The sequence below is a fragment of the Micromonospora sp. SCSIO 07396 genome, assembly GCF_053667945.1.
In genome coordinates, this window is the sequence record NZ_CM132210.1 from 7,291,693 (window position 1) to 7,318,432 (window position 26,740).

Below are 26,740 nucleotides of genomic sequence, written 5' to 3' on the forward strand. Positions count from 1 at the left end.
GCCGGGGTCACGGCCACGCGGAGCGGTCGGGGAGGCGGCAGGTGGTGGGTGCTGGTAAGCCGGCCCCCCACGGCCGCTGTGCATCATGCTCAGCCGGAGAACCATGCTGATCAATGGATCGGGTCGGTCAGTATTTGGTCAGTAACCGGGCGCCACGCTGACCGTTAGGCTGACTTCAGCCGCACCGGCACCTGTCGTGGGCAGACGGGCGTCGGGGGCGGGCGGCGGGTGCGGTCCTGGGGAGGACGGGTGACCGGTGTCGACATCCCTTTCGTGGTCTGTGTCAGCGCTGACGTCGCGGTCCGGGAGCGGGTGGTCCGCCGGCTCGACGACCTCGGCCCGGTGGTGATCTGCGCCGACCTGGCCGAGTTGCGCGCCATGCTCTTCCCGACCACGCCGGTGCCGGCCCCCGCGCCCCCGCCGGAGCAGGTCCCGGTGCGCTGCGGCGACCTCGTCGTCGACCCGGCCCGCCACCTGGTCACCTGGCGGGGGGAGCCGCTGGCGCTGACCCGGCTGGAACGGGCACTGCTGGCCCGGCTGGCCGGCGACCCCGGGTCGGTGTGGAGCTACGAACGGATCTTCGGCTCGGTCTGGGGCGGCACCTGGCTGGGCGACGCGGCCATCCTGCACTCGGCGGTCAAGCGGCTGCGCCGCAAGCTGCGCGAGGTGGCCGGCGGCCCGCAGGTGCAGACCGTACGCGGCGTCGGCTACCGGCTCGCCGTACCGTGCGCCTGACGTCCGGACACCGGCGGGCGGGCCGGCGGCGGGGGCGTGACACGATGGCCCGGTGAACGGTGCCGTCCAGCAGGGGTACGCCCCACCGACCGGTCCGTCCGCACCGCGCCGCCGGCTGGCCTGGCTGGTGGCCGTGACGGTGGCCTGGGCGGTGGTGGTGGGCGGGCTCACCTGGTGGTCGGCCCGGCACGATCCGCCGACAGTCAAGGAACAGCGCACCCTCGCCGAGGCCGGGCCGGTGGTCGACCGGGCGCTCGGTGAACTGGTCGCGGCGGTCGGCGACGGCGCCTGGGCCATGACCGGCCCGCAGATCGAGCGCGGCTGCCGGATCACCCCGATGGCCGACGGCGCGACCCTGAGCCGGGGGCTGGACGTGCTGGTCGCCGAGGGCGGCGAGCGGGCCCTGCTGGACCGGGTCGCCGAACGGCTGCCGGCCGGCTGGCGGGCCGGGGTGCGGGCCGGCGCGTCCGGTCCCCGGCTACGCGCCGACGCCGGGGAGTTCGTCGCCGTGCAGGGCCGGGTCACCAGCGGCGGCCGGGTCCGGTTCACCGCCGACAGCGGGTGCCGCCCGGTCGGCGTCGGCTATCCGCAGCCGTCGGCGGCCCCCGCCGATGCGACGCTGGACGCCGCGCTGCGGGCGCTGGGCCGCCCGGCGCGGTCCGCCCCGGAACAGGTCACCGCGCCCTGCCCGGGCGGCGGCACCGCGCGTACCGTCGCCGTCTCGGCCGGCGACGCGCCGGTCGCGCTGACCGGCCTGCGTCCGCTGGCCGCCGGCCCCCCGGTGGCCGACCTCCCCGAGGTGTACGCCTACCGCAGCGGCCCGGCCACCGTGCTGGCCGACGGCACCGGCGCGCAGGTGCGGGTCGCCGCCTCCACCGGCTGCCCCGGCTGACCCGCCCGGCCGGTCAGTGCCGGGGTCCGTGCTCGCGTGGGGTGCGGCTGCGGCCCAGGGCGTCGACCCGCCCCCACCGGCCCGGGATGTCCAGCAGTTCGACCCGGCCCATCCCCTCCGGCACCAGCGGGTCGATGATCAGGTGTTCGCCCTGCGGTTCCAGGCCGAGGATCACCCGCAGCAGCAGCAGCGGGGTGCCGGCCGACCAGGCCTGCGGGCTGCACGCCGTCGGATACTGCACCGGGTAGTCGGTGAGGGTCCGTTCGTAGCCGGCGAACGCCTCCGGTAGCCGGCCGCCGAAGAACCGGGAGGCGTCGAGCATCGCCTCGCAGATCCGCCCGGCCTCCTCCCGGAAGCCGTACCGGCTCAGCCCCCAGGCGATGAACGCGTTGTCGAACGGCCATACCGTGCCGACGTGGTAGCCGATCGGGTTGTAGCGGCCCTCGCCGGTGGCCAGGGTGCGTACCCCCCAACCGGAGTAGAGCCGGGGGCCGAGCAGGTGTTCGGCGATCCGGGCCGCCCGGGGCTCGTCGACGATGCCGCTCCACAGCAGGTGGCCGATGTTGGAGGTGAGCGAGTCGACGTGCCGGCCGTCCGGGTCCAGGGCGACGGCGAAGTACTCCTTCTCCGGAATCCAGAAGTCCCGGTTGAAACGCTCCTTGAGCGCCGCCGCCTCCCGTTCCAGCCGGTCGGCGTACTCGGGGTCGTTCCAGAACAGCCGGGCCATCCGGGCGCCGCGCCGCTTGGCGTCGTAGGCGTACCCCTGGATCTCGCAGGTGGCCCGGGGGAAACCGGGCAGCCGGCCGTCGGCGTAGGAGATGGCATCCCAGGAGTCCTTCCAGCACTGGTTCTCCAGGCCGGTCTCCGGGTTGCGGCTGCGGTACCAGACGTACCCGGTGCCGAGCAGGTCGCCGTAGGTGTCGATCCAGTGCAGCGCGGCCCGGACGGGGGTTTCCAGTTGCTTGACCAGTGTCGCGTCCCCGGTCCACCGCTCGTATTCGTCGAGCAGGATGACGAACAGCGGGGTCGAGTCGGCGGCCCCGTAGTAGGGGGAGTGTGGCTGCTCCTCGAAGCCGGCGGTCTCGCCGTACCGCAGCTCGTGCAGGATCTTGCCGGGTTCCTCGTCGCGGAAGTCGTCGAGCCGGTGGCCCTGGAGCCCGGCCAGCATCAGGATCGTCGGCGGCACCAGTTCCGGCAGGAACGGCAGCACCTGCAACGAGGTGAGCATGCTGTCCCGCCCGAACAGGGTCATGAACCAGGGCAGACCGGCCGCGAGCAGCCGTACCCCCAACGTGATCGATTCGTACCGGAGGGCGGCCAGGTCGTGCAGGCTCTGCCGGTACGCCCCGGCGAGCGGCTCGCAGTCGCAGCCGAGCTGCGGTGCCCGGCTGACCAGTTCCTCCTGTTCGGCGCGGATGACCGACGGCCCGCGTACCGCCCCGAGCGCGGTGATCGCCCGGACGTCCTCGCCCCGCGCGCCGTGGATGATCGGCGTCACGGTCAGCCGGGTGTTCCACTCGGAGTGCGGCGCGACGGTGATCGACCAGGTCATCCCGGCCTGGTCGACGTGGGCGTCGGTGCTGCTGGTGATCGTCGCCTCGCGGTGGAACGCCTCGCGCCGGTAGGTCAGCCGCAGCGCGTTGTCCCCGGCGACGGCGCTGGTGCGGCCCTTCTTCGGCCGCTGGTGTTTGATCTCGAAGAGGTCGGCGAAGTCGGAGCCCATCTCCAGCCGCAGGTCGAAATGCATCTCCCGGCCGGAGTGGTTGAGCACGGTGAGTTCCTCGGTGAAGTTGCCGCCGATCGACCGGGTACGGATCATCGACACCTTGGCGTCGAGGTAGTGCGTCGGCTCGCCCGGGACGAGGAAGAACCGGGTCTGGTAGGAGTGCGCGTCGTCGACCGAGAGGGCGTGCAGCCGCTCGCCGTCGAGGGTGAGCAGCCAGGTGGACAGGAACCGGGTGTCGAACGAGAACAACCCGGTCGGGAAGTCGAACGACGGTTCGACGTCCCCGCGCCCGTCGCAGACCAGGAACGTGTTGCCGTCGAGGATGCTGACCCGTTGCTGCATCACGTCCGCCCGGTCTGCTCACGGGCGGTCTCCCGGGGGTCGCGCACCCCGGGCGGGGCGGGGAAGAACTGCCGGAACACGAGGAACAGCATCACGTTGCCGCTGAACGTGGACTCGTTGCGCAGCACCGCCGAGACCCCCTGGGCCCGCCCGGTGACCAGCCGTTCGAAGAGGTCCGAGCTGCTGCTCCAGATTGCGTCCGCCGGGCCGGTGGCCCGTTCCACCACCGCCCGACCGGGGCTGATCCGCACCAGCCAGTGGTCGGTGTGGTCGTCGTCGACCAGGTCTATCTGGAGTGTTCCGGTGACCGGGGCACGCAGCACCGCCGGGGCACGTGCCGGCAGTGCCGCGAAGAACTCCTCCGTCGCCCGACTCACCTCCGCATGGTAGGCAAAATGCCTACAGACAGGGGCAACATCGGCACCGCCCGGTGCGGGCAGGTGTGGCCGGGTCAGTAGACCAGGGCCTGCGCGCCCTCGGCCATCGCCTCCTCGACGAAGACGGCCGCACCGGCGATCCGGACACCGGGCAGCACGTCGTCCGGGCCGATGTCGCGGCGGGCGGCGCACTGCGTGCAGGCGGTGACCCGGCCGCTGGCGAGGATGACGTCAAGCAGGTCGTCGAGCGGTGCCGAGTGCGGCAGGGTGAACTGCCCGGCCCGACCGGGCACGGCGAACCAGGTTGACTCACCGGTCAGCCAGAGCGACACGGTCACCCCGGCGGCGGCGGCCGTGGCGGCCACCGTGAACGCCTGCGCGCACCGCTCCGGGGCGTCCGCTCCGGCGGTGGCCTTGACGACGAGAGTGCGGCCCATGCCGCCCAGCATAGGATGACCATGATGGTTACCGAGATCGGGTTCGTCAGCCTGCTGGTCGCTGGCCTGGGCGCGCTCGCCGGTGGCCTGGTCTACCTGGCCGTACGCCTGTCGAGAGGTAAATGGTGAGTGCGAGGAGTGAGCCGGGTTTGCGAGCCCCGCAGTCGCGAACGAAGGTGATCCGGTGAGCGCGAGGAGTGAGCCGGGTTTGCGAGCCCCGCAGTCGCGAACGAAGGAGATCCGGTGAGCGAGAATCCCCTTCAGCCGCCGTGGTTGAACGCGCCGCCGGTCGAGGAGTACCCGTACCAGGAGAGCCACGATCTGCGGGTCGGCCCGAAGCTGCACCCGTCGCTGGACGGGCTGCTGCCGTACGTCGGGGTGTGGCGCGGTCGGGGCCGGGGCGGGTTCCCCACCATCGAGGACTTCGACTACGCCCAGGAGATCCGGATCAGCCACGACGGCCGGCCGTTCCTGTTCTACGAGTCCCGGGCCTGGCTGCTCGACGACCAGAGCCGTCCGGTCCGTCCGGCCGGGCGTGAGGTGGGCTGGTGGCGTCCGGTGCTGGACGGCGAGCGGGTCACCGACGAGTTGGAGGCCCTGATGACCGTCCCGACGGGGATCATGGAGCTGCACATCGGCAAGCGCACCGGCACCCAGATCGAGTTCGCCACCGACGCGGTGGTGCGTACGGCCACCGCCAAGGAGGTGACGGCGGGTGCCCGGCTCTTCGGCATCGTGGAGGGGGCGCTGCTCTACGCCCAGGAGATGGCGGGCATGGGCCACAGCCTCTCCCCGCACCTGTCGGCCCGGCTGATCCGGGTGGCCGGCTGACGTCTCGGGTGAGCCGAGGTTGCGGTTACCGCGAGCGGGGATACCGCAACCTCGGCCCGTCGTGTGGATCACGTGAAGCCCAGCAGCTCCCGGAGGCGGGGGGTGTGCGGGGATGGCGGGCGGGGCGTGCCGTCGAGGGTCCTGACCTCGACCAGGCCACGTACCGACGAGGTCAGCCAGACTCCGGCGGCGGCGTGCAGCCCGGCCGGGGTGACCATCCGCTCGGCCGGGGTCAGGCCCAGCTCGGCGGCCTGGTCGAGCAGCCAGCCGCAGGTGGTGCCGGGCAGGATGCCGGTGCGCGCGGCCGGGACGGTGCACAGGGTGTCGCCGTCCAGCCAGACGACGTTCGCGCCGGGTGCCTCCAGCAGGTAGCCGTCGGTCGAGACCCAGAGCACGTCGTCCACGCCGTTGCGGGCGGCCCAGCGGCGGGCGGCGCTGTTGGTCGCGTACGAGATGGATTTGATGCCCGTGGGCAGCCAGGACAGTTCGGGGCGGGCGGTGGCCGGCACCCCGAGGGGCAGGGTGGCGACGGTGACCCCGGTGTGGCGCAGCCGCTTCGCGGCGGCCGGCACCTCGGCCAGGGTGGCGTAGACGGTGGGCAGCCCGCCACCCTCCGGTCCCCGGGTGCAGACCAGGCGCAGCGCGCCCTCGACCCCGGCGGGCCAGCCGTCGACGACGGCGTCCAGCAGGTCCACCAGGACCGCGTCGGGGGGCAGCGGGAGTTCCAGGGCGGCGGCGCCGGTGCGCAGCCGGGCCAGGTGGGCCGTCCGCAGCCAGGGGCGTCCGTCGCGCAGGTGCATGGTCTCGAACAGCCCGTCGCCGTGCAGTGCACCCAGGTCGTTGCCGCGCAGCACCGGCTCCGTCGCGGGGACGACGCCCCGGCCGAGCACGGCGATCCTCGATGCCACCACGACCGCCGAGCCTAGCGGCGGCGCGACGTGGCCGGGCGCGGGCCGACGGCCGAACTATGATCGGACGGTGTCCGAATCCTCGCTGGCGGAAATGCTCCGCTCCCGCGGGTTGCGGCTGACGGCGCAGCGGCAACTGGTCCTCCAAGCCGTGCTCGACCTGGGGCACGCCACACCGGAGCAGGTGCACACGGCGGTCCGGGAGGTGGCCGCCGGGGTCAACATCACCACCATCTACCGCACGCTGGAGCTGCTGGAACGGCTCGGCCTGGTGACCCACACCCACCTGTCGCACGGCTCGCCGACCTACCACGCGGCGGGTGAGCACCAGCACATCCACCTGGTCTGCCGCGAGTGCGGCGCGATCGACGAGATCGACCCGGAGCTGATGCGCCCGCTGGCCGACCAGCTCGCCACCGGGCGGGGCTTCCGGGTGGACATCGGGCACGTGGCGCTCTTCGGCGTCTGCGACAACTGCGAGGACGGGGAACCGACATGATCGACATCGGGGGGGCGGTCGCCGTCGAGGCGATCGACGAGGCCAGCCGGGACCAGCCGGACGCCGAGCACCGGGCGGCCGGGGTACGGGGCGTCGCCGCGCACTACGGTGACCCGCTGCGCGAGCAGCGCACCCTGGCCACCGGGGTCGGTCTGGTGGACCGCTCGCACCGGGGCGTCGTCGCCGTCTCCGGTCCGGAACGGATCGGCTGGCTGCACACCCTGACCAGTCAGCACCTCGCCGCGCTCGGCCCGTGGCAGGGCACCGAGCTGCTGGTGCTCAGCCCGCACGGGCACGTCGAGCAGCACGCCATGGTGACCGAGGACGGCACGACCACCTGGCTGGACACCGAGCCGGGGATGACCGCCGGCCTGCTGACGTACCTGGAGAAGATGCGGTTCTTCAGCCAGGTCGAGACCCACGACGCCACCGCCGGGCACGCGCTGCTGTCGCTGGTCGGGCCGCAGGCCACCGACGCCGTCGCCACGCTCGGCGTGACCGGGCTGGCCGCACCCGAGGCGCTCACGGTGCCGGGTCCGAAGTTCCGCTCCGGCGAGCTGCCCCCCCGCCCCACCATCCGGTACGACGCGCAGCCGCTGACCGGTGGCGGCTGGGCCCGTCGGGTCCCGCTGGGGGTGGACCTGCTGGTGCCCCGGCCCGCCCTGGACGGGGTCGTCGCCGAGCTGCGTGCCGGCGGGGTGCCGGCGGCCGGGCTGTGGGCGTACGAGGCGGTACGGGTGGCCGCCCGACGGCCCCGGGCCGGGGTGGACACCGACCACCGGACCATCCCCGCCGAGGTGGGCCTGATCGCCCCGGCGGTACACCTGGACAAGGGCTGCTACCGGGGGCAGGAGACGGTCGCCCGGGTGCACAACCTGGGTAAGCCGCCGCGTCGGCTCGTCCTGCTGCACCTGGACGGGGTGACCACCGACCAGCTTCCGGCGGCGGGCACCCCGGTCACCCTGGACGGCCGGACGGTCGGCTTCGTCGGCACCGCCGTGCACCACTACGAACTGGGTCAGGTCGCGCTGGCCGTGGTCAAGCGCAACCTCGCCGACGACGCCCGGCTGTCGGTGGGCGACACCGCCGCCGCCATCGACCCGGAGTAGCCGACCCGGGCAGGCCGACCCGGGGGTGGCCGACCCGGGGGTGGCCGACCCGGGGTGGCCGACCCGGCGGACGGCAAGGATGCCCCTCCGCCGCCACGCAGGCGGGAATTCCTTCGCGTATTCCGCTTCGAGCGTGCGGTTCTTCCTGTCCTGCCTGGCTGCGCCATCGACCTGGGGCGGTCGGGACGGCTACCATCCCGGCATGACGACAGGGACGTTGATCACGGTTGCCCCGACCGGCGCGGAGTCGGCCAAGGCGGAGGTGCCGGCGCTGCCGGTGACCCTCGACGAGTTGCTGCTCACCGCCAAGGAGTGCGAGGCGCTCGGCGCTTCCGTGATCCACGTCCACATCCGGGACGACGCGGCCCGTCCCACCCTCGACCAGGGACGGCTGCGGGAGACGGTGGCGGCGCTGCGCGAGGGCACCGACCTGATCGTGCAGCTCTCCTCTGGCGGCGCGGTGACCGACCCGGAGGCCGACCGGCTGGCCGTTCTGGACGCCGCCCCGGACATGGCCTCCTGCACCATGGGCACCGTCAACTTCGGCGACGACGTCTTCCTCAACCGGTGGGAGTTCATCGTCGACCTGCACACCCGGATGCAGGAACGCGGCATCCTCCCCGAGTACGAGATCTTCGACCTCGGTCACCTCGCCGCCCTGTCCCGCCTGCTCGACCGGTACGGCCTGCCGCACGGCGGGCACGTGCACGTCGATTTCGTGATGGGGGTGCCGGGCGGGATGCCGGGCACCACGGCCACCCTGGTCGCCGCCCAGCAGATGCTGCGGGATCTGCCGGCGGGCACCACCTTCTCGGCCACCGGCGTCGGGCGCAGCACGATCCCGGTGATGCTGGCGTCGCTGTCCACCGGCGGTCACCTGCGGGTCGGCATGGAGGACACCGTGACGTACGCCAAGGGCCGCCCGGTGGAGTCCAACATGCAGCTCGTCGCCCGCGCGGTCGGGTTCGCCCAGCTCGCCCAGCGCCCGCCGCTGACCACCACCGAGGCCCGCCGGCTGCTCGGCCGGTAGCCCGCCGCCCGGCCCGGCGTCGGTAAGCCGTACCCGGCCCGGCGCTCCCTACCTCGGTGGCTGACGCCGCAGGTCACCCGGGTGTCGGCCGCTCCGGCCCCCGTCGGTACCTTCCCAGGGTGGCCAAGACGTACGAGGGTGGCGAGCCGGTCGCCGAGGTGGTCCGGTCGGGGTTCGTGGAGGGTGTGCACCGGGGCTCGGCGGTGGTGCTCGACGCCACCGGCGCCCCGGTGGCCGGGGCCGGGGACGGCACCTCCCCGATCTTCCCCCGGTCGGCGAGCAAGCCGTTGCAGACGCTCGGCATGCTCCGGGCCGGCCTGACGACGACCGACCCGGCCGACGTCGCGCTCGTCTCGGCGAGCCACGCCGGTGAGGAGTTCCACCTGGCCCGGGTGGCGACGCTGCTGCGCTCCGCCGGCCTCGACCCGGAGGCCCTGCACTGCCCGCCCGACCTGCCGTTCGGCGAGGCCGCCCGGCAGGCCGTGCTCCGGGCCGGCGGTGGCCCGAGCCGGCTGGCGATGAACTGCTCCGGCAAGCACGCCGGGATGCTGTTGACCTGCCTGGCCGCCGACTGGCCGCTGGACGGGTACTGGCGGCCGGAACACCCGTTGCAGCGCCGGCTGACCGCCACCATCGAGGAGTACGCCGGTGAGCCGGCGGCAGCGGTGGGGGTGGACGGCTGCGGTGCGCCGGTGCTGGCGATCTCGCTGACCGGGCTGGCGCGGGCCTTCCTGCGGTTGGTGAGCGCTCAGCCCGGCTCCCCGGAGCGCACCGTCGCGGACGCGATGCGGGCGTACCCGGAACTGGTCGGCGGCACCGGGGCGGACGACACCCGGCTGATGCGGGGCGTACCGGGGATGCTGGTGAAGATCGGCGCGGAGGGCGTGATCGCCGCCGCGTTGCCCGGTGTCGGCGCGGTCGCTGTCAAGATCGACGACGGGGCCACCCGGGCCCGGACCCCGGTGCTGGTCTCCGGGCTGCGCCGGCTCGGCGTACAGGCCCCTGTCCTGACCGAGTACGCCGAGCTTCCCCTGCTGGGTGGGGGCCTCCCGGTCGGTGCGGTCCGCCCCGTCTGGTGATCCGCCCCCGCGACTGTCAGGGGAGGAAGGCGCGGAGGGCGTCGGCGACCGGGGCCGGGCGTTCCAGCGGGACCAGGTGGGCCGCGTCGGGTACGTCGGGGAGGCGGTGGGCGTCCGGGGCCTCGGCGGCGATCCGGTCGGCCAGTCCGATGATGTCCGGGATGTCGACGGCGCCGGCGGTGACCAGCACCGGCATCCGCAGCTCGCCGAGCCGGCCGATGGCGGGCGGGTCGAGTTCGACGACGTCGACCGCGCTCAGCGCCTGCTCGGCGGCGAGGGCCCGGCGGTCGGACTCCTCGGCGGCGGCGATGAACGCCGGGTCCAGGTCCTCCGGGCGGCGGTACGGCCCGACCACCCAGAACCGCACCTCACCTGCCGCGCTGGCCGCGAGATCCGCCTCGTCGACCTCACCGACCAGGGTGTCCCACAACTCCTCGGTCTGCGCCGACCACTCGTGCCCGGACACGGCGGTGCCGAACAGCGCCAGCGCCGACACCCGCTGCGGGTACGCCAGCGCGGTGTCGATCGCCACCGCCCCGCCGAACGAGCACCCGACCAGGGCGGCCTGTTCGATGCCGAGCGCGTCCAGCACCGCGCGGACGTCGTCGTGGTGGGCGAAGGACTCCGGCGGCAGCGCGGAGTCCCCGTAGCCGCGCAGGTCCAGGCAGATCACCCGGTGCCGGTCGGCGAGGGCGTCCCGTACGCCGTGCCACATCCGCCGGTCGGCGATCCCCGCGTGCAGCAGGAGCACCGGGCTGCCGCTGCCCGCTTCGTCGTACCCCAGGGTGGTGCCGTTGACGGCGATGTTCGTGGTCACGCCGAGCAAGGTACGGACCGGACATCGGGTGCCGCAACGCGGTTTGTTACCTCGCTAACTCTGGCTAGCGTTTTGCTTGCTGGAGCTAGCGGCGCGGACTACGGTTGGGGTATGGCCGCACCCAAGGATCTACCCGACGTCGGCGGATTCATCCGTGACCTGCGGCGGAACGCCAAGATCTCGCTCCGCCAACTCGCCGAGCAGGCGGGGGTGAGCAACCCCTACCTCAGCCAGATCGAGCGGGGGCTGCGCAAGCCCAGCGCCGAGGTGCTCCAGCAGTTGGCCAGCGCGTTGCGGGTCTCCACCCCGGCGATGTACCTGCGGGCCGGGCTGCTCGACGACAAGGAGGGTCAGGGGGTGCTCGCCGCCATCGCGGTCGACCCCGACCTCACGATGGCCCAGAAACAGTCCCTCAGCCAGATCTACGAGACCTTCCGCCGGGAGAACACCCGCCTGGCCGAGGCCGAAGCCGCCACCAACCCGCCCGCCGAGGACGAGCCGGTGGCCGCCACCGACGAGGCCCCCGGCACGGCTCAGCCGGTCGTCACGGACCGGACCGCCGCCATGGCGGACCGACCGGTCACCAACCCCGGACCGGCCACGCCGGCCCCGGCGGGTGGCCCGTCCGCACCGGCCGTGCCGACCGAGGCGGCAGCCGGGATCACCCCGGCGGCCACCGGCCCGGTCACCCCGGAGGGCACCCCGACCGAGGCCGTCCTCGAATCGGTCGCCCGCACCGAGGCGGGCACCGCCCCCGCCCCGGGCAGCGCCGCCGACACCGCGGCGGCACTGGAGTTTCCGGCCACCGGCACCCGGACCGGCCGGGTGGACGCCGCACCCACGACCAGCACCAGCAGGGCCGCCGGAGCGGCCGAGGAGGAGTTGTCATGACCCAGCCGAAGACCAACCGCATCCCTGCCCCGCTCTACGCCGCCGCCGGCGCCGGAGAGCTGGCCTACCAGCAGCTGCGCAAGCTGCCCAGCGTGGCGACCGAACTGGGCAACCGGGTCGTCGCCGACGGCACCAAGGTCGTCGCCGAGCTGGGTGGCCGGGCCGTCGTCACCGGGGTCGAGCTGCGGCAGAAGGCCACCGAGACGTTCCGTACCGCCAACCTGACCGCCACCGGCCTGCGTGAGCGGGTCGCCCCGACCGAGCTGAACCTGGACAAGCTGCGCGCCGAGCTGAACCTGGGCAAGCTCCGCGCCGAGCTGGACCTGGACAAGCTGCGGGCCGAGCTGGACCTGGACCGGCTGCGCGGCGCCGCCACCCGCAACGCGGCCGTCGTGGTCGCCGGGGCGCAGGCCGCCCAGGAGCGTGCGCTGGCCGCCTACGGTGCGTTGATCGCCCGGGGCGAGCGGGTGGTCGGTGCCGGGGTGCTGGAGGCCGCCGAGACCGTCAACGCCGACATCGAGGCGACCGACGCCACCGTGCGCACGGGGACCACGCAGGACGCCACGACCGGCCCTTCGGACGTGACCGCCACCGACCACACGCCGACCCCGGCGGACGTGGCCGAGGTCGTCGAGGCCAAGCCGGCCGCCGCCAAGACCACCCGGACCCGGGTCAGCAAGGCCGCCAAGGCCACCAAGCCGGCGGCGACCGGGTCGACCACGACCGGTACGCCGGCGAAGCCGAAGACCACGAAGCGGACCCGCCCGGCCGCCGAGTGACGGTCGCCGACACCGGCCCCGGGGGCGTCCTGACGGACGTTTCCGGGGCCGTCGGCATATGCTGGCCGACATGGCCATCGCCGCGCCGATCTTCGTGTTCCACCTCGTCTACGTGATCGACCTGGTCCTGCTCGTGTTCGCACTGGCGGTGCAGGGCATCTCGCTGGTGCACGCGTTCACCCAGCGCTCGGACGCCTTCCCGGCGATCGGGACCCTCCCCAAGGGTGGCTGGATCGCCATCCTGGCCGTCTGCATGCTGCTCACCCTGCTCGGTTTCGGCGCGCTGAGCATCTTCGGGCTGATCGGCATCGCTGCCGGCCTGATCTACCTGCTCGACGTCCGGGTGGGGCTGCGTGACCTGCACGACGGCAAAGGGTTCTGGTGAGGGGTTTCCGCTGGCCGCCACCGCCGGACGGCGGACCCCGCACCTGGGGCCCGGGGCCGGGCGCGCCGCGCACCGGGCGACCCGCCCTGCCGGAGCCGGAGACCGAGCTGGTCGCCACCCCGCACGACGTGCAGTTGGAACGGCTGGTCACCGGCGTCGGTGACCCGGTCACCGTGTTCGCGCACGGATTCGGCAACGGCATCGCCACCACCCGCCCGTTCGGCAGCGCGGTCGCCGGCCGCCGGGTCTTCTTCCAGTTCCGGGGCCATGGCCGCTCCGACGCGCCGCCCGGCCCGTGGAGCTACCTCGACCTGGCCCGTGACCTGCGGGCGGTGGCGGACCTCAGCGGCGCCACCCGGGCGTTCGGGGCGAGCCTCGGCGCGGGCGCGCTGTGCCGGCTGCTCGCCGAGAGCCCGGACCGGTTCGACAAGCTGGTCTTCCTGCTGCCCGCCGTCCTCGACCGGCCGCGCGGCCCGATCGCCCAGCAGCGGCTGGCCGACCTGTTGGCGGCGGTGTCCGGCGGCGACGCCTCGGCCGTGGCGGACGTGGTCGCCCTGGAGCTGCCGCCGTCGGTCCGCAACACCCCGGCCGGCTGGGCCTACCTGCGGCAGCGGCTCGACCAGTTGCTCCGCGACGGGCTCGCCGCCGGGCTGGCCGACCTGCCGGAGCAGTCCCCGCTGGCCGACCTCGCCGCGCTGGCCGGGGTGACCGCCCCAGCCCTGGTGATCGGCTGCGTCGGGGACGACCTGCACCCGACCCACATCGCCGCCGAGCTGGCCGATGCGTTGCCGCAGGCGACCCTGCACGTCTACGACCGCCCCGGGTTCGCCTGGACCGACCGCGCCGACCTGCGGGACCGGATCTCCACCTTCCTCAACGACTAGCGTCGGCGTCCGCCGTCGGCAGGTGGGCGGCGCGGACGGCACGCAGCCAGCGTTCCACGGTGGCCTCGTCGGGCCGGTCGGGCAGCGGGGTGCGGAGCCGGTCGAAGTCCCGTTCCGCCTCGGCGACCAGCGCCTGCGCCTCGGCCAGCGCGCCGCCCGCGACCCGCTCGCCGAACGCCCGGAACCACTGCGGGTCCGCCAGCCGGATCTCCAGCACGCCGGTGGCGTAGAGGGTGCGCCCCTGGTGCAGCAGCCGGGCCAGGTGCCGGGCGTGCTTGGCCCGGCGGCGTCGACCGCCCACCGTCGCGTCCCGGGTGGTCAGCTTGCGGAACTGCTGACTCGCGTACCCGAGGTAGGCGTCGCGGACGCGCGGTGCGCTGAGGAACGCCGACCGGATGGCGACCAGGCGGTCACCGAGTTCGGTGCGGGTCTCGTAGCAGTCGTCGGGGAGCCAGATCAGCTCGGTGGCCGTCGGGTTGCCGCTCAACGCCAGCCGGGCGTACTTGCCGGCCTCGTGCAGGGTGACGTCCGGGTCGGTGGTGACCACCGACTCCCGGGGCGGACGCAGGCCGTGGAAGGCGACCGTCGGGGCGGCGAAGACGCCGATCCGGTCGACGTCGGAGCCGGGGCCGGCCAGTCCGTAGGCGACCGAGCCGACGATTCCGGAGAGCAGCAGGTGCATGCCGGGAGCATGCCGGATCGAAGCGTCGCGTGAAACCGGACTTCGGTTGTCAGGTATCACTGCCACCCTCGACGGTATGACGACGACACCGTTGGACGGAAAGGTCGCGCTGGTGGCCGGCGCGACCCGGGGCGCGGGCCGGCAGATCGCCATCCAGCTCGGCGCGGCCGGGGCGACGGTCTACGCCACCGGCCGCAGCAGCCGGGCCGGCCGCTCCGAGCTGGACCGTCCCGAGACCATCGAGGAGACCGCCGAGCTGGTCACCGCCGCCGGGGGAACCGGCGTCGCGGTCCGGGTCGACCACCTCGTGCCCGAGCAGGTACGCGACCTGGTGGCCCGGATCGACGCCGAACAGGGCCGGCTCGACGTGCTGGTCAACGACGTGTGGGGGGCCGACCCGCTGATCACCTGGGACAAGCCGGTCTGGGAGCAGCCGCTGGACACCGGGTTCCGCACCCTGCGGCTGGCGGTGGACACCCACATCGTCACCAGCCACTTCGCGTTGCCGCTGCTGATCCGCCGCCCCGGGGGGCTGGTCGTCGAGATCGGCGACGGCACCCGGGCGTACAACGACACGCACTACCGGCTGTCGGTCTTCTACGACCTGGCGAAGGTGTCGGTGACCCGGCTCGCGTACAGCTGGGGGCACGAGCTGGCACCGCACGGGTGCACCGCCGTGGCGCTCACCCCCGGCTGGATCCGGTCCGAGGCGATGCTGGAGCACTTCGGGGTGACCGAGGAGACCTGGCGCGACGGCGCGGCGAAGGACCCGCACTTCGTCATCTCGGAGACGCCGGCCTTCGTCGGGCGCGCGGTCGTCGCCCTGGCCGCCGACGCCGACCGGGCCCGCTGGAACCAGGCGTCCGTCTCGGCCGGCGAACTGGCCCGGGTGTACGGCTTCACCGACCTCGACGGCAGCCGCCCGGACGCCTTCCGCTACCTCAGCGAGGTGGTCGAGGCGGACCGGCCCGCCGACCCCACCGGCTACCGCTGATCCGGGGGCCCGGGGGCGACGCCGTAGAGGGTGGCTGAGCGGGCCGCCGCGTCGACCAGGCGGGCCCGTAGCTCCGGCGGGTCGAGCACCTCCGCCTCCGGACCGAAGGCGAGCAACTGGGCGTACGCCACCTCGACGGACTCGACGGGCAACCGGGTCACCACCCACCCCTGCCCGTCGGGTGCGCCGGCCGCGGCCAGCGCCTCCTCGTACGCGACGGGGGTGTCGGCGAGGAACCGCAGCCGGCGCAGGCCGACGGGGCTGACCCGCACGGTGACCCGCTCGGCGAGCATGCCCCGCAGGAACGCCTCGGCCTGCTCCCGCCAGTAGCCGCCCAGGTCGAAACCGTCGTCCCGGACGAACGTCGCCGGGTCGGGCACGACGTCGACCACCCGGTCCACCCGGTAGGTACGCATCGCGTCACCGACCCGGCCGACGAGATACCAGGTGCCGCTCTTGAGCACCAGCCCGTACGGCTCGACCCGCCGGGTCACCTCCCGTTCGCCGCGCCGGTACCGCAGCACCACCACGCCGTCCCGCCACACCGCGCGGGCCAGTTCGGCCAGCCAGCGGGGCGGGGTGGACTCCCGGAACCAGCCGGGCACGTCCAGGTGGAACCGTTGCCCGGTGCGGGCCGGGGCGTCGCGCAGGCTCGGCGGCAACGCGGCGAGCACCTTCAGTTCGGCGGACGCCACCGCGTCGGCCAGTCCCAGGTCACCGGCGGGGCCGGGAAGCCCGGCGAGGAAGAGCGCCTCCGCCTCGTCGCGGGTCAGCCCGGTCAGCCGGGTCCGGTAGCCGCCGAGCAGCCGGTACCCGCCGGCGCGTCCCCGGTCGGCGTACACCGGCACCCCGGCGGCGGACAACGCCAGCACGTCCCGGTAGACGGTCCGCTCGGACACCTCCAACTCCCGGGCGAGTTCGGCGGCGGTCATCGTCTCCCGGGCCTGCAACAGCAGCACCAGGGAGATCAACCGGGCGGCGCGCACCCCTGCATCCTGCCGGCCCGACCCGGCGCGCGGCGTCACCGGGTGTCCGGTGGCGATGGCGTACGGCCGATAGGCTCTGCGGTCGTGAACGGACCCCGTACGATCGCCGCGCCGGTGACCGGCGCCACCCGTCGCTTCTTCGGCGGCGTGGGCCTGCTCCTGCGCGGCCTCGGCCTGTACGTCCGCAGCCCGGGGCTGATGCTGCTGGGCGTGGTGCCGGCGCTGCTGTCCGCCGCGCTCTTCGTCGCCGCGTTCGCCACCCTGATCTATTTCGTGGACGAGCTGGCGGCGTGGGTGACCCCGTTCGCCGACGACTGGTCGGACACCCCGCGCAGCCTGGTCCGGGTGATCGCCGGGCTGGCCTTCCTCGGGCTCGGCGGGCTGCTCACCGTGGTCGGGTTCACCGCGGTCACCCTGGTCATCGGTGACCCGTTCTACGAGAAGATCTCCGAGCGGGTGGAGGACCGCCTCGGTGGCACCCCCGGCGCGGTGGAGGTGCCGTTCGGGGCGTCGTTGCGGCGCAGCGTCGTCGACTCGCTGCGGCTGATCGGGCTCTCGGTGCTGTTCGGCATCCCGCTGTTCCTGGCCGGTTTCATCCCGGTGGTCGGGCAGACCGTGGTGCCGGTGGTCGGCGCGGCGGTGGGCGGCTGGCTGCTCGCCGTGGAGCTGGTCGGTGCGCCGTTCTCCCGCCGGGGGCTGCGCCTGCCGGATCGGCGGACCCGGCTCAAGGCGGACCGGGCCACCTCGCTCGGCTTCGGCGTGGCGGTCTTCCTGTGTTTCCTGATCCCGCTCGGTGCGGTGCTGGTGATGCCGGCCGCCGTCGCCGGGGCGGCGCTGCTCGCCCGCCGCTCGCTGGGCCAGCACATCGAGGAGAGCTGACCCGTGGCTGCCCGGCGGCCCGGCGGCCCGACGTGCCTGGCCGGACCTGAGGTCAGGGCAGGTCGCGCAGGCAGGACCAGGCGGAGGCCACCGGCCGGTAGCCGAGGCGGGTGTTGACCGCCAGCATCGGCGCGTTGGCCTCGTCGTTGGAGGTGTAGGCCGTGCGTACCCCGCGACCGGCGGCCCGGTGCAGCGCGGCCTGCTTGGTCAGCCGGGCCAGCCCCCGACCCCGGTACTCCGGCCTGGTCGCGGTGAAGTCGGACCACATCCGGTCGCCGTCCCGCTTGACCAGGCTCAGTGCGACCAGCGTGCCGTCGACCTCGGCGACCGTGCCGGCCTCCCGGTCCAGTCCCGGGTTGTCCCAGCACTCCGACCGCCACAGGGAGTAGCTGGTCGCGTCCACCGGCACGTCGCCCGGCTCGCCCACCGCGGCGGCGGCGTCGAGGAGGTGGACCTGGTACGGGTCGAGCCCGGCGAGGGGGAGCAGGCGTACCCCGGCGGGCGGCTCGGGCATCGGCGGAGCCGGGTGGAGGTCGAGCGCCGAGTAGCGCAGCTCCCGGCTGGGGGCGAACCCGTGCCGGCGGGCGTACGGCAGCGAGTCGGTCTGCACCCAGGTGCGCACCCGACGGACCCGCAGCGAGCACAGGTGGTCCAGTGCGGCGGTGAGCAGCGCGGTGCCGATGCTCCGGCCCCGGTGCTCCGGGTGCACGTGCAGCGTGGAGACGTCCCCGAAGTCCGGCACGGTGGTGTGCGCGTTCCGGTAGGCCGAGGCCCAGCCGACGATCAGGCCGTCCGCCTCGGCCACCCAGGCCGTCCAGTCCTCCTCGGGCGGCGGTTGGGCGATCATCTGCCGGGTCGACGCGACGCCCCGCACCAGGTACGGATGGACCAGCGAGCGCAGCGCCACCACGCCGGGCGCGTCGTCGGGCTGTGCGGTGCGGATGCGCCACCCCGCGCCCGGCTGCCCGGTGGACCGCGCGGAGGGGCCGTGGGCGGGCGGGACCGAGGGCCGGCGCTGCCCGGCGGTGCCGGTCGGTGCGGTGGGTCCGGTCGGCTCGGCGGTGCCGGTCGGCGCGGGCGGCGATGCGGCAGCGTCAGACATGCCCGCGAGCGTAGGCACGGGCCGGTGTGGCGGGCGACGGCTTTTCCGCACCCATACTGCTCGCTACTCTGAGCGACGGCAGCCCCCGGATCGTCCCTTCTTCACCCTCCGTGACTTCAGGCTCGCCCCGACATGTCACCCTCGCTTCCTTTGCTCTGCTGCCGTGGAAGCGACAGAAGCCTGAGCTGCTGCTTCACTGCGAGCGCTCGGCGGTCGTCGCATCAGCCCGGTCACGCTAGGTGCCTGTCGCGCGGATGGCAGCAGAGCAAAGCGGCTGAGCGGGAGAGGTGAGGGGTCGACGGAATGTCGCTGAGAGTGACGAGGTTGTCGATGTTCGACCGTCGGGTGCGGTGCCCGGAAGGGCTGGCGGCAGCGCAGTGGGCGGACGGGCACCGTGGGTGGGAGCGCGGTGGGCAGGGAGCGCAGCGTACGGGACCGGGGCGGGGTCAGGCGGACTGCCTGATCACCAGCTCCGTCGGCAGCACCACCGCCCGCTCCACCTCCGCGCCGTCGGCCAGGGCCAGCAGCAGGCGGGTCATCTTCCGGCCCAGTTCGACGATCGGCTGCCGCACGGTGGTCAGCGGCGGCTCGGTGTAGGCGGCCGTCTCGATATCGTCGAAGCCGATCACCGCGACGTCGTCCGGCACCCGCCGGCCCGCCTCGTGCAGCGCCCGCAGGGCCGCGTGCGCCATCAGGTCGGAGGCGGCGAAGACCGCGTCCAGATCGGGGTACGCGGCGAGCAGCCGACGCATCGCGAGGGTCCCCGACTCGCGGGTGAAGTCGCCGTACTCGATCATTTGGGGCAGGCCGGCGGCGACCACGGTGTCCCGGTAGCCGGCGAGGCGTTCGATGCCGGCGACCATGTCCTGCGGGCCGGCGATGGTGGCGATCCGACGACGACCGTTGTCGATCAGGTAGCGGGTCGCCCTGGCGACCCCGCCGATGTGGTCCACGTCGATGTAGGGCACGTCGGCGGCGTCCAGCGGCCGGCCGCTGCACACCACCGGGATGCCGAGGCGGGCGAGCCGGCCGGGCAGCGGGTCCTCCCCGTGCAGCGAGGCGAACAGCACCCCGTCGACGTGCCGGCCGGTGGTGTAGCGGGTGACCCGGTCGTGCCCGGCGGGCGAGCCGGCCAGCATCAGCACCAGCTGCTTGTCGGCCGCCTCCAGCTCCTGGGCCGCGCCCCGGATGAGCCCGGGGAAGACCTGGTCGTCGGAGAAGACCCGGGTGGCTGCCTCCGGCAGCACCAGGGCGACCGAGTCGGTCCGCTGGGTGACCAGGCTGCGGGCGGCCAGGTTCGGCACGTACCCCAGCTCGGCCACCGCCCGGCGGACCGCCTCCTGGATCGGCTCGGCGACCGTGGTGGAGCCGTTCACCACCCGGGAGACCGTCGCCCGGGAGACGCCGGCCTGCCGGGCGACCTCCTCCAGGGTGGGCCGCTGTGCCGCCGTCATACCCGCCACCACCACCTCGTCACAGCCCGTTCCGGGAGATCACCTCCTGGTACCACCGGGCGCTCGACTTCGGGGTGCGCCGCTGGTTCAGATAGTCGACGTGGACGATCCCGAACCGCTTCCGATAGCCCTCGGCCCACTCGAAGTTGTCCAGCAACGACCATACGAGATAGCCGCGCAGGTCGACGCCGCGGGAGATGGCCTCGTGCGCGGCCCGTAGGTGCCCGTCCAGGTAGGCGATCCGGTCGGCGTCGTGGATCCGGCCCGCCGCGTCGGCCGCCGGGCTGCTGCCGTCGTCGGGGAACGCGCCGCCGTTCTCGGTGATCATCAGCGGGAGCCCCGGGTAGTCGGCGGCGAGCCGTACCAGCAGCCGGGTCAGCCCGGCCGGCTCGATCTGCCAGCCCATGTCGGACACCGGCCCGGTGGCGGGCAGGAACTCCACCGCCCCCTCGGTGCCCGGGTAGGCGCTGCTGCCCGCCCCGTCCGGGCGGCCCGCGACGTAGGTGGGTGAGTAGTAGTTGATCCCGAGCAGGTCCAGCGGCGCGGCGATGATCTTCTCGTCGCCGTCCCGGACGAACGTGGGCTCCACCATCCGGGCGACGTGTTCGAGCATGTCGGCCGGGTAGCCGGCGCCGGTCAGCGGGTCCAGGAAGATCCGGTTCTGGAGGCCGTCGACGAGGCGTACCGCGGCGGCGTCGGCGGCGCTGGCCGGGTCGGCCGGCGCGACGTCCGCCGGATTGAGGGTGATCCCGACCGTCCGCGCGCCCGCCGCCCGCAGCGCCCGCGCCGCCAGCCCGTGCCCCAGCAGCAGATGGTGTACGGCCCGGAACGCCGCCCCGGCGTCGCGTTCGCCGGGAGCGTGCACCCCGTTGCCGTAACCCAGGTAGGCCGAGCACCACGGCTCGTTGAGCGTCGTCCAGGTGCGGATGCGGTCGCCGAGCCGGGCGTGCACCGCCAGGGCGTAGTCGGCGAAGTGTTCGGCGGTCTCCCGACTGGCCCAGCCGCCCCGGTCCTGCAACGCCTGCGGCAGGTCCCAGTGGTAGAGGGTGACGATCGGGTCGATGCCCCGGTCGAGCAGCGCATCGGTCAGCCGGTCGTAGAAGTCCAGGCCGCGCGGGTTGACCGGGCCGGTGCCGTCCGGCCTGATCCGGGGCCAGGCCACCGAGAACCGGTACGCGGCCAGCCCCAGCTCGGCCATCAGCGCCACGTCGTCGGCGTACCTGTGGTAGTGGTCGCAGGCGACGTCACCGGTGTGCCCGGCGAACACCTTGCCCGGCGTACGGCTGAAGGTGTCCCAGATGGACTCGCCGCGACCGTCGTCGCGGGCCGCCCCCTCGATCTGGTACGCGGCGGTCGCCGCGCCCCACACGAAGCCCTCCGGAAATCGAACATCGTTCACGCCTTAACCGCACCTTCCATGATGCCGCCGATGATCTGGCGACCGAACACGACGAACACCAGCAGCAGCGGCAGCGTCGCGATCGCCGTGCCGGTGAACACCTGCGACATGTCCTGGTAGTAACCGTCGGAGAGGGCCCGCAGCGACAACTGCACGGTCGGGTTCTCCGGGTCGTTGAGCACAGCGTACGGCCAGAGGAAGTCGTTCCAGGTCGTCATGAACGTGAGCAGGCCGAGGACGGCGGCGGCGGGGCGCAGCGCGGGCAGCACCACGTTCCAGTAGATCCGCAGCGTGTGGCAGCCGTCGACCCGGGCCGCCTCGATCAGCTCGGTGCTGACCGCCTGGGCCGCGTACTGGCGCATCATGAACACGCCGAACCCGGTGACCAGGGCCGGGACGATCACCGCCGGCAGCCGGTCGTTCCAGTTCAGCTTGGTCATCAGCAGGTACAGCGGGATGACCCCGAGTTGGGTGGGCACCATCATGGTGGCGACGATGACCATGAGCAGCGCGTTGCGTCCCCGGAACCGCAGCTTGGCGAAGGCGAATCCGGCCAGCGTGGAGAAGAGCACCACCGAGAAGGTGACGCTGACCGCGACGATCGTCGAGTTGAGCAGGCCGGTGAGGAAGTGCGCGTCGGGGTTGGCGAACAGCCGGGTGATGTTCGCGCCGAGGTTGCCGCCGGGGGTGAGCGGTGGCGGCACCTGGCCCATCGCGTCGCTGCTGCGGCTGGCGACCACGAACATCCAGTAGATCGGGAAGATCGACAGCAGGGCGGTGAGCGTCAGCGCCGGGTAGGTGAGCCGGCCGGCCGACCAGATCCGGGTCATCGGTCCCCCTTGCGGGCGCCGCCGCCGAGCCGGCGCAGGATCAGTACGTTGATCGCCGCGACCACCGCGATCAGGGCGAAGAGCAGCCAGGCGACGGCCGAGCCGTAGCCGAAGTTGTAGTGCGGGGCGAAGGCGTTCTCGAACATGTACATGGTCATCGTCTGGGATTCGCGCAGCGGCCCGCCCCGGATCGCGTTGGTGCCGGAGTTGAACAGCCGGGGCTCGGTGAACAGTTGCAGCCCACCGATGGTGGAGATGATCACCGCGAAGATGATCGTGGGTTTGAGCAGCGGCACGGTGATCGACCAGAACTGCCGGGCCCGGCCGGCCCCGTCGATGGAGGCGGACTCGTACAGGTCGCGGGGGATGGCCTGCATCGCGGCCAGGAAGATCAGCGCGTTGTAGCCGGTCCACCGCCAGTCGACCATGGCGGAGATCGCCGTCCAGGCGGCGAACCGGTTCGCCTTCCAGTCGATCGCGTCGACGCCGACCAGGTCGAGCAGCCAGTTGATCATGCCGAACTCACGGCCGAACAGCACCGCGAAGACGATCGCCACCGCCGCCGTCGAGGTGACGTTGGGCACCAGCACCGCCATCCGCCAGGTGGTCCGCGCCCGCAGCCGCCGGTTGAGCAGGTTGGCCAGCCAGAGGGCGGCGAGCAGCTGCGGCACCGTGGAGATGACGAAGATGCCCAGCGTGTTCACCACCGAGTTCCAGAAGTCGGCGTCGGCCAGCAGCTGGGTGTAGTTCTGCGCGCCGACGAAGGCCGGGTCCACCCCCAACAGGTCCCAGTCGTGCAGCGACACCCAGAACGTGTACGCCAGCGGATAGAGCCCGAAGACCGCGAAGAGCAGGAAGAACGGCGTCACGTACAGGTAGGGCGAGTACCTGACGTCGAGCCGGGCCAACCGGTGCCCCCGCTCCGGCGATCTGCTCCGGGTCGTCACCGCACCCGGCGGCGGACCGTCAACCTGAACAACCATCTCCCGCAGCTCCCTCTCTCCGCGCCCACCCGGTCCCCGCCTGCCGGGTCCGTCCGGGGCGGGGTGGCGGCGTCCCGGCGTGCTGACCCCGCCACCTCGCCCCCGGACGGACCCGGGCGGGTTACTTGGCGGCGGCCTTCTTCGCGTTGGCGGTGGCGTCGGCCCAGCCCTGGGCGGGGTTGCGCTGGCCCAGTTCGACGGTGCGCACGGCGTTCTCCACCTCGGTGCGGACGGCCTGGTTCTTCGGCCCCATGTAGACCGGCTTGAGGCTCTTCGCGCCGGCGGCGAAGATCGTGCCGACCGGGGCGTCGGAGAAGTACGCGTTGGTCGAGTTGACGATCGCCGGGTCGTCGAGCGCCTGCGGGGACGACGGCAGCGGCCCCTTCTCCTGGAACGCGCCGATCTGGCCCTTGGCGCTGGTCAGGAACTTGGCCAGCTCGATCGCCTCGGCCTGGTGCCGACTCTGCTTCGGCACCGCCAGGTAGGAGCCGCCCCAGTTGCCGCCGCTGCCGGGCACCTGGGCGATGTCCCACTTGCCCTTGGCGTCCGGGCCGGCGTTGCCCTCGATCACCCCGGTCATCCAGGCCGGGCAGGCGATGGTGGCGAACTTGGCCTGCTTGAAGGCCGACACCCACTCCTCCGACCAGGCCCCGTACCGGCCGGAGAGGCCGGAGTCGATGATGTCGACGGTGGTGTCGTACGCCTGGCGTACCGCCGGGTTGCTGTCGACCACCAGCTTGTCGGCGGTGTCGTAGTAGCTGTAGCCGGTGGTGTTGCCGGCGGTCTGCAACAGGATGGTGTTGAAGGTGTTGGTGGCGGCGTCGAGGAAGGCCGCGCCGGTGTTCTTCGCCGTGAACTGCTCGCCGACCCGCACGTAGTCCTGCCAGGTGGGCCAGAGCTCGGACACGGCCTCCCGGTCGGTGGGCAGGCCGGCGGCGGCGAAGAGGTCCTTGCGGTAGCAGATCGCCATCCCGCCGACGTCGGTGCCGAGGCCGATGAGCTGCTTGCCGTCGGCGGTCAGCCCGCCGTTCCACTTCCACTCCAGGAAGTTGCCCTTGAGCTCGGCGGCCCCGTGGTCGAGCAGGTTGACGAAGTTCTGCGGGTTTGCCTTGTACTCGACCAGCAGCCCCTCCTCGATGGCGACCACGTCACCGGCGCCCTTGCCGGCGGCGAGCCACTGGGTGAGCTTGGGGGAGTACTCGTCGAGGTTGCCGCCGGTGCCCCGCTCGACGATCTTGACGCCGGGGTGGTCGGCCTCGTACTGCCGGTAGAGCTTCTCGTAGCCGAACTGGCCGAACACGTCGACGGTCAGCGTGACCGGGCCGCCGTCGGCGGCCTCGTCGTCGCCGCCGCAGGCGGTGGTGCCGAGCAACGCGGTGACGGTGACCAGGGCGACCGCCGTGAGGCGGCGGCGGGAGATGACACCCATGGGTCGGGACCCCTCTCAGGTCGGGTGGTGGGGTGTGGACCTGCGTATGAGCGGGCCGCGCGGATCGTCGGCCCGGATTCGATCTCGATGAGAGAGCGCTCTCACGACAGGGTGGTAGGTCGATGGGTTCCTGTCAAGAGAGCGCTCTCTCGAACCTCGTCGCGGATGCCGGGGCCGGCCGTCCCGGGGTCTGCACCGCAACGCCGGAAGCAGCCGCCCGGAAACGCCGAGAGCGGCCGTCCCGGGTGGGACGGCCGCTCTCGGTACGGCGACGCGCGGTCGCGGGTGGGCGTCAGCCGACGCGCAGGCCCTCCAGCAGGGAACGGTCCCCCGCAACGCCGAGGGTGTCGAAGCTGACCCGGCCCCACAGCGCCAGCAGCAGGTCGCTCGCCGACCCGGTGACCTGCACCCGGGCGTGGTGGTCGTCGTGCCCGAAGACCGTCGCGGTGTCCAGCAGGGCCACCCCCTCGCCGCGCATCCGCAGGTACCAGTCCTGGGCGGCGTCGGTCGCGGTCAGGTGCACCACCCCCTGCCACTGCCCCCGGTTGCGCCGACGGCCGGACGGCAGCCAGGTGTCCAGCACCTCGCTGACCCCGTCGGCGGCGAGCTTCGCCTCGATCGGGTCACCGGCGGCGATGGCGAGCTGGGCATCCCACCTGTGCACTGCGGTCTCGTGCGCCATCCGCCGGGGCCAGAACCCGGCCTTCTTCGGCTGCGGCGCCCAGTTCCACGCCGGGGCCTCCGGGTCGAGCGCGTCGAACAGGGTCATCAGCTGGTCGTACTGGTACTGCCAGAGCTGGAGGGGGGACACACCGGCGGGCATCTCGGCGGTGTCGTCGGGGCGGGCCGGCTGGGCGGTGTCCCCGGAGCCGACGAAGGAGTGCACCCAGTGGTAGAGGCCGGCCAGGTGCAGGGTCAGGTCCGCCACCGTCCACCCCGGGCAGGACAGCACCGGTGTCTCCGGCGGGGCCTCGGCGACGGCCGCGGCGAACGCCGGGCCGTCGACCCGGAGCGCTCCCATCCAGAAGTCCTTCGTGGCGTGCAGTCTGCTCATCGCAAATCCTCCCCGGGGTGACCCGGCGACCAGTGGGTGCCGCGGCTACCCCTCAGCCTAGGGTGAAAGGCGTGTCAGACGTCTACGCCAAACCGACAACGGACGCCGAACCCGCCGATCCGGCCGCCCTGGCGGAATACACCACCCTGCGCCTCGGTGGCCCCGCCGCCCGCTGCGTCGCCGCCACCAGCGCCGACGAGATCGTCCACCGGGTCCGCGAGGCGCACCGGCGCGACGAGCCGGTGCTGGTCCTCGCCGGCGGCAGCAACGTGGTCGTCGGGGACGCCGGCTTCCCCGGCACCGTCGTGCTGATCCGGTCGCGGGGCTTCGCCGTGGTCGCCGAGGACACCGACACCGTCACCGTACGGGTCGAAGCCGGCGAACCCTGGGACGACCTCGTCGCCGCCACCGTCGGCAACGGCTGGTCCGGCCTGGAGTGCCTCTCCGGCATCCCCGGCTCGGCCGGCGCCACCCCCATCCAGAACGTCGGCGCGTACGGCCAGGAGGTCGCCGAACGGATCACCGGCGTCCAGGTGTACGACCGCGCCGAGGACCGGCTCACCACCGTCGCCGCCGCCGACTGCGGCTTCGCGTACCGGGGCAGCATCTTCAAGTACAGCGACCGCTGGGTGGTGCTCTCGGTCGACTTCCGGCTGGACCGCTCGCCGCTGTCCGGGCCGGTCCGCTACGCCGAACTGGCCCGCTCGCTCGGCGTCGAGGTCGGCGACCGGGTGCCGCTGGCCGCCGCCCGGGACACGGTGCTCGCGTTGCGCGCCGGCAAGGGCATGGTGCTCGACCCCGCCGACCCGGACACCTGGTCGGTCGGCTCGTTCTTCACCAACCCGGTGCTCGACCGGGCGGCGTACGACCTGCTGCGCGAGCGGGCCGCCGACATCGGCGAGCCCCCTTCCTGGCCCTGCCCGGGTGACCTGGTGAAGGTCAGCGCCGCCTGGCTGATCGACAAGGCGGGCTTCGCCAAGGGGCATCCCGGGCCGGGCGGCACCGCCATCTCCGGCAAGCACACCCTGGCCCTGACCAACCACAGCGGCACCGCCCGCACCGCCGACCTGATCGCCCTCGCCCGGGAGATCCGCGACGGCGTGCACACCCGCTTCGCCGTCCCCCTCCACCCCGAACCCGTCCTCATCAACTGCACCCTCTGACCCACCCTGCCCCGCGTCCGCGCTCGTGCCCGCCCGTGTTGATCAAGAGGTTTACGTCATCCCT

The 26,740-nt window shown here is 73.3% G+C and carries 28 protein-coding genes and 1 pseudogene; 15 read left to right on the forward strand and 14 right to left on the reverse strand.

The window, feature by feature from the left end; all coding sequences use genetic code 11:
* Positions 1 to 249 precede the first annotated feature (249 nt).
* Positions 250 to 735, forward strand: a complete 486-nt coding sequence (locus ACWCHM_RS32105; protein WP_281902534.1) for a winged helix-turn-helix domain-containing protein — start codon at positions 250 to 252, stop codon at positions 733 to 735.
* Positions 736 to 850: 115 nt separating this feature from the next.
* Positions 851 to 1,627 carry a hypothetical protein gene (locus tag ACWCHM_RS32110; RefSeq protein WP_421490514.1) on the forward strand — a complete coding sequence of 259 codons (777 nt, stop codon included), beginning with the start codon at positions 851 to 853 and terminating at the stop codon, positions 1,625 to 1,627.
* A 13-nt stretch (positions 1,628 to 1,640) separates the two neighbouring features.
* Here the strand turns inward: ACWCHM_RS32110 and ACWCHM_RS32115 are convergent, their stop codons facing one another.
* The 3 genes from ACWCHM_RS32115 to ACWCHM_RS32125 form a co-directional block, all read right to left on the reverse strand.
* Entirely contained in the window at positions 1,641 to 3,695 is a 2,055-nt protein-coding gene (locus ACWCHM_RS32115) for an amylo-alpha-1,6-glucosidase (protein ID WP_204958166.1), read from the reverse strand.
* The gene (locus tag ACWCHM_RS32120; RefSeq protein ID WP_204957576.1) at positions 3,695 to 4,072 is read right to left on the reverse strand and encodes an SCP2 sterol-binding domain-containing protein; all 378 of its coding nucleotides are present in this window, start codon (positions 4,070 to 4,072) and stop codon (positions 3,695 to 3,697) included. Before ACWCHM_RS32120 ends, ACWCHM_RS32115 begins: the two co-directional genes overlap by 1 nt.
* A gap of 74 nt (positions 4,073 to 4,146) precedes the next feature.
* A complete protein-coding gene (locus ACWCHM_RS32125; RefSeq protein WP_204957577.1) occupies positions 4,147 to 4,521 on the reverse strand; it encodes a DsrE family protein in 375 nt (124 codons plus the stop codon).
* 12 nt (positions 4,522 to 4,533) lie between these two features.
* Here ACWCHM_RS32125 and mtfM point away from each other — a divergent pair, with 12 nt between their 5' ends.
* Positions 4,534 to 4,638 (forward strand): small membrane protein MtfM, encoded by a 105-nt coding sequence (gene mtfM, locus ACWCHM_RS32130; RefSeq protein ID WP_067315095.1) that lies wholly within the window; start codon positions 4,534 to 4,536, stop codon positions 4,636 to 4,638.
* Positions 4,639 to 4,752: 114 nt separating this feature from the next.
* Positions 4,753 to 5,340: an FABP family protein gene (locus ACWCHM_RS32135; RefSeq protein ID WP_204957578.1), complete on the forward strand. Its 588-nt coding sequence runs from the start codon at positions 4,753 to 4,755 to the stop codon at positions 5,338 to 5,340.
* A gap of 68 nt (positions 5,341 to 5,408) precedes the next feature.
* Here the strand turns inward: ACWCHM_RS32135 and ACWCHM_RS32140 are convergent, their stop codons facing one another.
* Positions 5,409 to 6,251: an aminotransferase class IV gene (locus tag ACWCHM_RS32140; RefSeq protein ID WP_454221102.1), complete on the reverse strand. Its 843-nt coding sequence runs from the start codon at positions 6,249 to 6,251 to the stop codon at positions 5,409 to 5,411.
* 91 nt (positions 6,252 to 6,342) lie between these two features.
* Here ACWCHM_RS32140 and ACWCHM_RS32145 point away from each other — a divergent pair, with 91 nt between their 5' ends.
* From ACWCHM_RS32145 to ACWCHM_RS32160, 4 genes are all read left to right on the forward strand, one after another.
* Positions 6,343 to 6,747 carry a Fur family transcriptional regulator gene (locus ACWCHM_RS32145; protein ID WP_204958167.1) on the forward strand — a complete coding sequence of 135 codons (405 nt, stop codon included), beginning with the start codon at positions 6,343 to 6,345 and terminating at the stop codon, positions 6,745 to 6,747.
* Complete coding sequence (ygfZ, locus tag ACWCHM_RS32150) at positions 6,744 to 7,856, forward strand: CAF17-like 4Fe-4S cluster assembly/insertion protein YgfZ (RefSeq protein ID WP_454221103.1); 1,113 nt, start codon at positions 6,744 to 6,746, stop codon at positions 7,854 to 7,856. Before ACWCHM_RS32145 ends, ygfZ begins: the two co-directional genes overlap by 4 nt.
* 202 nt (positions 7,857 to 8,058) lie before the next feature.
* Positions 8,059 to 8,886 (forward strand): 3-keto-5-aminohexanoate cleavage protein, encoded by an 828-nt coding sequence (locus tag ACWCHM_RS32155; RefSeq protein ID WP_454221104.1) that lies wholly within the window; start codon positions 8,059 to 8,061, stop codon positions 8,884 to 8,886.
* Between the two features lie 119 nt (positions 8,887 to 9,005).
* Positions 9,006 to 9,965 (forward strand): asparaginase, encoded by a 960-nt coding sequence (locus ACWCHM_RS32160; protein ID WP_454221105.1) that lies wholly within the window; start codon positions 9,006 to 9,008, stop codon positions 9,963 to 9,965.
* A 16-nt stretch (positions 9,966 to 9,981) separates the two neighbouring features.
* Here ACWCHM_RS32160 and ACWCHM_RS32165 read toward each other — a convergent pair whose 3' ends face one another.
* Positions 9,982 to 10,782, reverse strand: a complete 801-nt coding sequence (locus tag ACWCHM_RS32165) for an alpha/beta fold hydrolase (protein ID WP_454221107.1) — start codon at positions 10,780 to 10,782, stop codon at positions 9,982 to 9,984.
* Between the two features lie 111 nt (positions 10,783 to 10,893).
* Here ACWCHM_RS32165 and ACWCHM_RS32170 point away from each other — a divergent pair.
* The 4 genes and pseudogenes from ACWCHM_RS32170 to ACWCHM_RS32185 form a co-directional block, all read left to right on the forward strand.
* Positions 10,894 to 11,490 (forward strand): annotated as a pseudogene (locus tag ACWCHM_RS32170) (helix-turn-helix domain-containing protein); the annotation flags it as partial.
* A 179-nt stretch (positions 11,491 to 11,669) separates the two neighbouring features.
* Positions 11,670 to 12,452: a hypothetical protein gene (locus tag ACWCHM_RS32175; protein WP_454221109.1), complete on the forward strand. Its 783-nt coding sequence runs from the start codon at positions 11,670 to 11,672 to the stop codon at positions 12,450 to 12,452.
* A gap of 70 nt (positions 12,453 to 12,522) precedes the next feature.
* A complete protein-coding gene (locus ACWCHM_RS32180) occupies positions 12,523 to 12,837 on the forward strand; it encodes a DUF2516 family protein (protein ID WP_088643267.1) in 315 nt (104 codons plus the stop codon).
* Positions 12,834 to 13,721 (forward strand): alpha/beta fold hydrolase, encoded by an 888-nt coding sequence (locus tag ACWCHM_RS32185; RefSeq protein ID WP_454221111.1) that lies wholly within the window; start codon positions 12,834 to 12,836, stop codon positions 13,719 to 13,721. Before ACWCHM_RS32180 ends, ACWCHM_RS32185 begins: the two co-directional genes overlap by 4 nt.
* On the opposite strand, the gene ACWCHM_RS32190 is transcribed toward ACWCHM_RS32185, so the two are convergent.
* Entirely contained in the window at positions 13,711 to 14,421 is a 711-nt protein-coding gene (locus ACWCHM_RS32190) for a nucleotidyltransferase domain-containing protein (RefSeq protein WP_454223238.1), read from the reverse strand. The two genes, ACWCHM_RS32185 and ACWCHM_RS32190, sit on opposite strands and share 11 nt — an antisense overlap.
* Before the next feature lie 58 nt (positions 14,422 to 14,479).
* On the opposite strand from ACWCHM_RS32190, the gene ACWCHM_RS32195 reads away from it, so the two are divergent.
* Positions 14,480 to 15,397, forward strand: a complete 918-nt coding sequence (locus ACWCHM_RS32195; protein WP_204957588.1) for an SDR family oxidoreductase — start codon at positions 14,480 to 14,482, stop codon at positions 15,395 to 15,397.
* Here ACWCHM_RS32195 and ACWCHM_RS32200 read toward each other — a convergent pair.
* Complete coding sequence (locus ACWCHM_RS32200; RefSeq protein ID WP_454221113.1) at positions 15,388 to 16,383, reverse strand: helix-turn-helix transcriptional regulator; 996 nt, start codon at positions 16,381 to 16,383, stop codon at positions 15,388 to 15,390. The two genes, ACWCHM_RS32195 and ACWCHM_RS32200, sit on opposite strands and share 10 nt — an antisense overlap.
* 84 nt (positions 16,384 to 16,467) lie before the next feature.
* Between ACWCHM_RS32200 and ACWCHM_RS32205 the strand changes: the two genes are divergently transcribed.
* Positions 16,468 to 17,262, forward strand: a complete 795-nt coding sequence (locus tag ACWCHM_RS32205) for an EI24 domain-containing protein (RefSeq protein WP_454221115.1) — start codon at positions 16,468 to 16,470, stop codon at positions 17,260 to 17,262.
* Between the two features lie 52 nt (positions 17,263 to 17,314).
* Here ACWCHM_RS32205 and ACWCHM_RS32210 read toward each other — a convergent pair whose 3' ends face one another.
* The 7 genes from ACWCHM_RS32210 to ACWCHM_RS32240 all read right to left on the reverse strand — a co-directional run bounded on the left by ACWCHM_RS32210 (position 17,315) and on the right by ACWCHM_RS32240 (position 25,513).
* Positions 17,315 to 18,364, reverse strand: coding sequence for a GNAT family N-acetyltransferase (locus tag ACWCHM_RS32210; protein WP_454221117.1), 1,050 nt, complete (start codon positions 18,362 to 18,364; stop codon positions 17,315 to 17,317).
* 446 nt (positions 18,365 to 18,810) lie between these two features.
* On the reverse strand, positions 18,811 to 19,818 hold the full coding sequence (locus ACWCHM_RS32215) for a LacI family DNA-binding transcriptional regulator (protein WP_204957592.1): 1,008 nt from the start codon (positions 19,816 to 19,818) through the stop codon (positions 18,811 to 18,813).
* A 19-nt stretch (positions 19,819 to 19,837) separates the two neighbouring features.
* The gene (locus tag ACWCHM_RS32220; RefSeq protein ID WP_204957593.1) at positions 19,838 to 21,217 is read right to left on the reverse strand and encodes a GH1 family beta-glucosidase; all 1,380 of its coding nucleotides are present in this window, start codon (positions 21,215 to 21,217) and stop codon (positions 19,838 to 19,840) included.
* Positions 21,214 to 22,047: a carbohydrate ABC transporter permease gene (locus ACWCHM_RS32225; protein ID WP_454221119.1), complete on the reverse strand. Its 834-nt coding sequence runs from the start codon at positions 22,045 to 22,047 to the stop codon at positions 21,214 to 21,216. The genes ACWCHM_RS32220 and ACWCHM_RS32225 overlap by 4 nt, the downstream gene beginning before the upstream one ends.
* Positions 22,044 to 23,030 (reverse strand): carbohydrate ABC transporter permease, encoded by a 987-nt coding sequence (locus ACWCHM_RS32230; protein WP_454221121.1) that lies wholly within the window; start codon positions 23,028 to 23,030, stop codon positions 22,044 to 22,046. The genes ACWCHM_RS32225 and ACWCHM_RS32230 overlap by 4 nt, the downstream gene beginning before the upstream one ends.
* Positions 23,031 to 23,151: 121 nt before the next feature.
* The gene (locus tag ACWCHM_RS32235) at positions 23,152 to 24,459 is read right to left on the reverse strand and encodes an ABC transporter substrate-binding protein (protein ID WP_421489997.1); all 1,308 of its coding nucleotides are present in this window, start codon (positions 24,457 to 24,459) and stop codon (positions 23,152 to 23,154) included.
* Positions 24,460 to 24,751: 292 nt separating this feature from the next.
* Complete coding sequence (locus ACWCHM_RS32240; RefSeq protein ID WP_421489998.1) at positions 24,752 to 25,513, reverse strand: maleylpyruvate isomerase family mycothiol-dependent enzyme; 762 nt, start codon at positions 25,511 to 25,513, stop codon at positions 24,752 to 24,754.
* A gap of 71 nt (positions 25,514 to 25,584) precedes the next feature.
* On the opposite strand from ACWCHM_RS32240, the gene ACWCHM_RS32245 reads away from it, so the two are divergent.
* Positions 25,585 to 26,676 carry a UDP-N-acetylmuramate dehydrogenase gene (locus tag ACWCHM_RS32245; RefSeq protein ID WP_281902565.1) on the forward strand — a complete coding sequence of 364 codons (1,092 nt, stop codon included), beginning with the start codon at positions 25,585 to 25,587 and terminating at the stop codon, positions 26,674 to 26,676.
* Positions 26,677 to 26,740 lie beyond the last annotated feature (64 nt).

What these genes read in the sequence shown, in the direction of transcription:
- ACWCHM_RS32115 (WP_204958166.1), bottom strand. Translation starts at nt 3,695, where the DNA reads ATGCAGCAACGGGTCAGCATCCTCGACGGCAACACGTTCCTGGTCTGC.
- ACWCHM_RS32125 (WP_204957577.1), bottom strand. Translation starts at nt 4,521, where the DNA reads ATGCTGGGCGGCATGGGCCGCACTCTCGTCGTCAAGGCCACCGCCGGA.
- mtfM (WP_067315095.1), top strand. Translation starts at nt 4,534, where the DNA reads ATGGTTACCGAGATCGGGTTCGTCAGCCTGCTGGTCGCTGGCCTGGGC.
- ACWCHM_RS32145 (WP_204958167.1), top strand. Translation starts at nt 6,343, where the DNA reads ATGCTCCGCTCCCGCGGGTTGCGGCTGACGGCGCAGCGGCAACTGGTC.
- ygfZ (WP_454221103.1), top strand. Translation starts at nt 6,744, where the DNA reads ATGATCGACATCGGGGGGGCGGTCGCCGTCGAGGCGATCGACGAGGCC.
- ACWCHM_RS32155 (WP_454221104.1), top strand. Translation starts at nt 8,059, where the DNA reads ATGACGACAGGGACGTTGATCACGGTTGCCCCGACCGGCGCGGAGTCG.
- ACWCHM_RS32175 (WP_454221109.1), top strand. Translation starts at nt 11,670, where the DNA reads ATGACCCAGCCGAAGACCAACCGCATCCCTGCCCCGCTCTACGCCGCC.
- ACWCHM_RS32180 (WP_088643267.1), top strand. Translation starts at nt 12,523, where the DNA reads ATGGCCATCGCCGCGCCGATCTTCGTGTTCCACCTCGTCTACGTGATC.
- ACWCHM_RS32195 (WP_204957588.1), top strand. Translation starts at nt 14,480, where the DNA reads ATGACGACGACACCGTTGGACGGAAAGGTCGCGCTGGTGGCCGGCGCG.
- ACWCHM_RS32210 (WP_454221117.1), bottom strand. Translation starts at nt 18,364, where the DNA reads ATGTCTGACGCTGCCGCATCGCCGCCCGCGCCGACCGGCACCGCCGAG.
- ACWCHM_RS32215 (WP_204957592.1), bottom strand. Translation starts at nt 19,818, where the DNA reads ATGACGGCGGCACAGCGGCCCACCCTGGAGGAGGTCGCCCGGCAGGCC.
- ACWCHM_RS32225 (WP_454221119.1), bottom strand. Translation starts at nt 22,047, where the DNA reads ATGACCCGGATCTGGTCGGCCGGCCGGCTCACCTACCCGGCGCTGACG.
- ACWCHM_RS32230 (WP_454221121.1), bottom strand. Translation starts at nt 23,030, where the DNA reads ATGGTTGTTCAGGTTGACGGTCCGCCGCCGGGTGCGGTGACGACCCGG.
- ACWCHM_RS32235 (WP_421489997.1), bottom strand. Translation starts at nt 24,459, where the DNA reads ATGGGTGTCATCTCCCGCCGCCGCCTCACGGCGGTCGCCCTGGTCACC.
- ACWCHM_RS32240 (WP_421489998.1), bottom strand. Translation starts at nt 25,513, where the DNA reads ATGAGCAGACTGCACGCCACGAAGGACTTCTGGATGGGAGCGCTCCGG.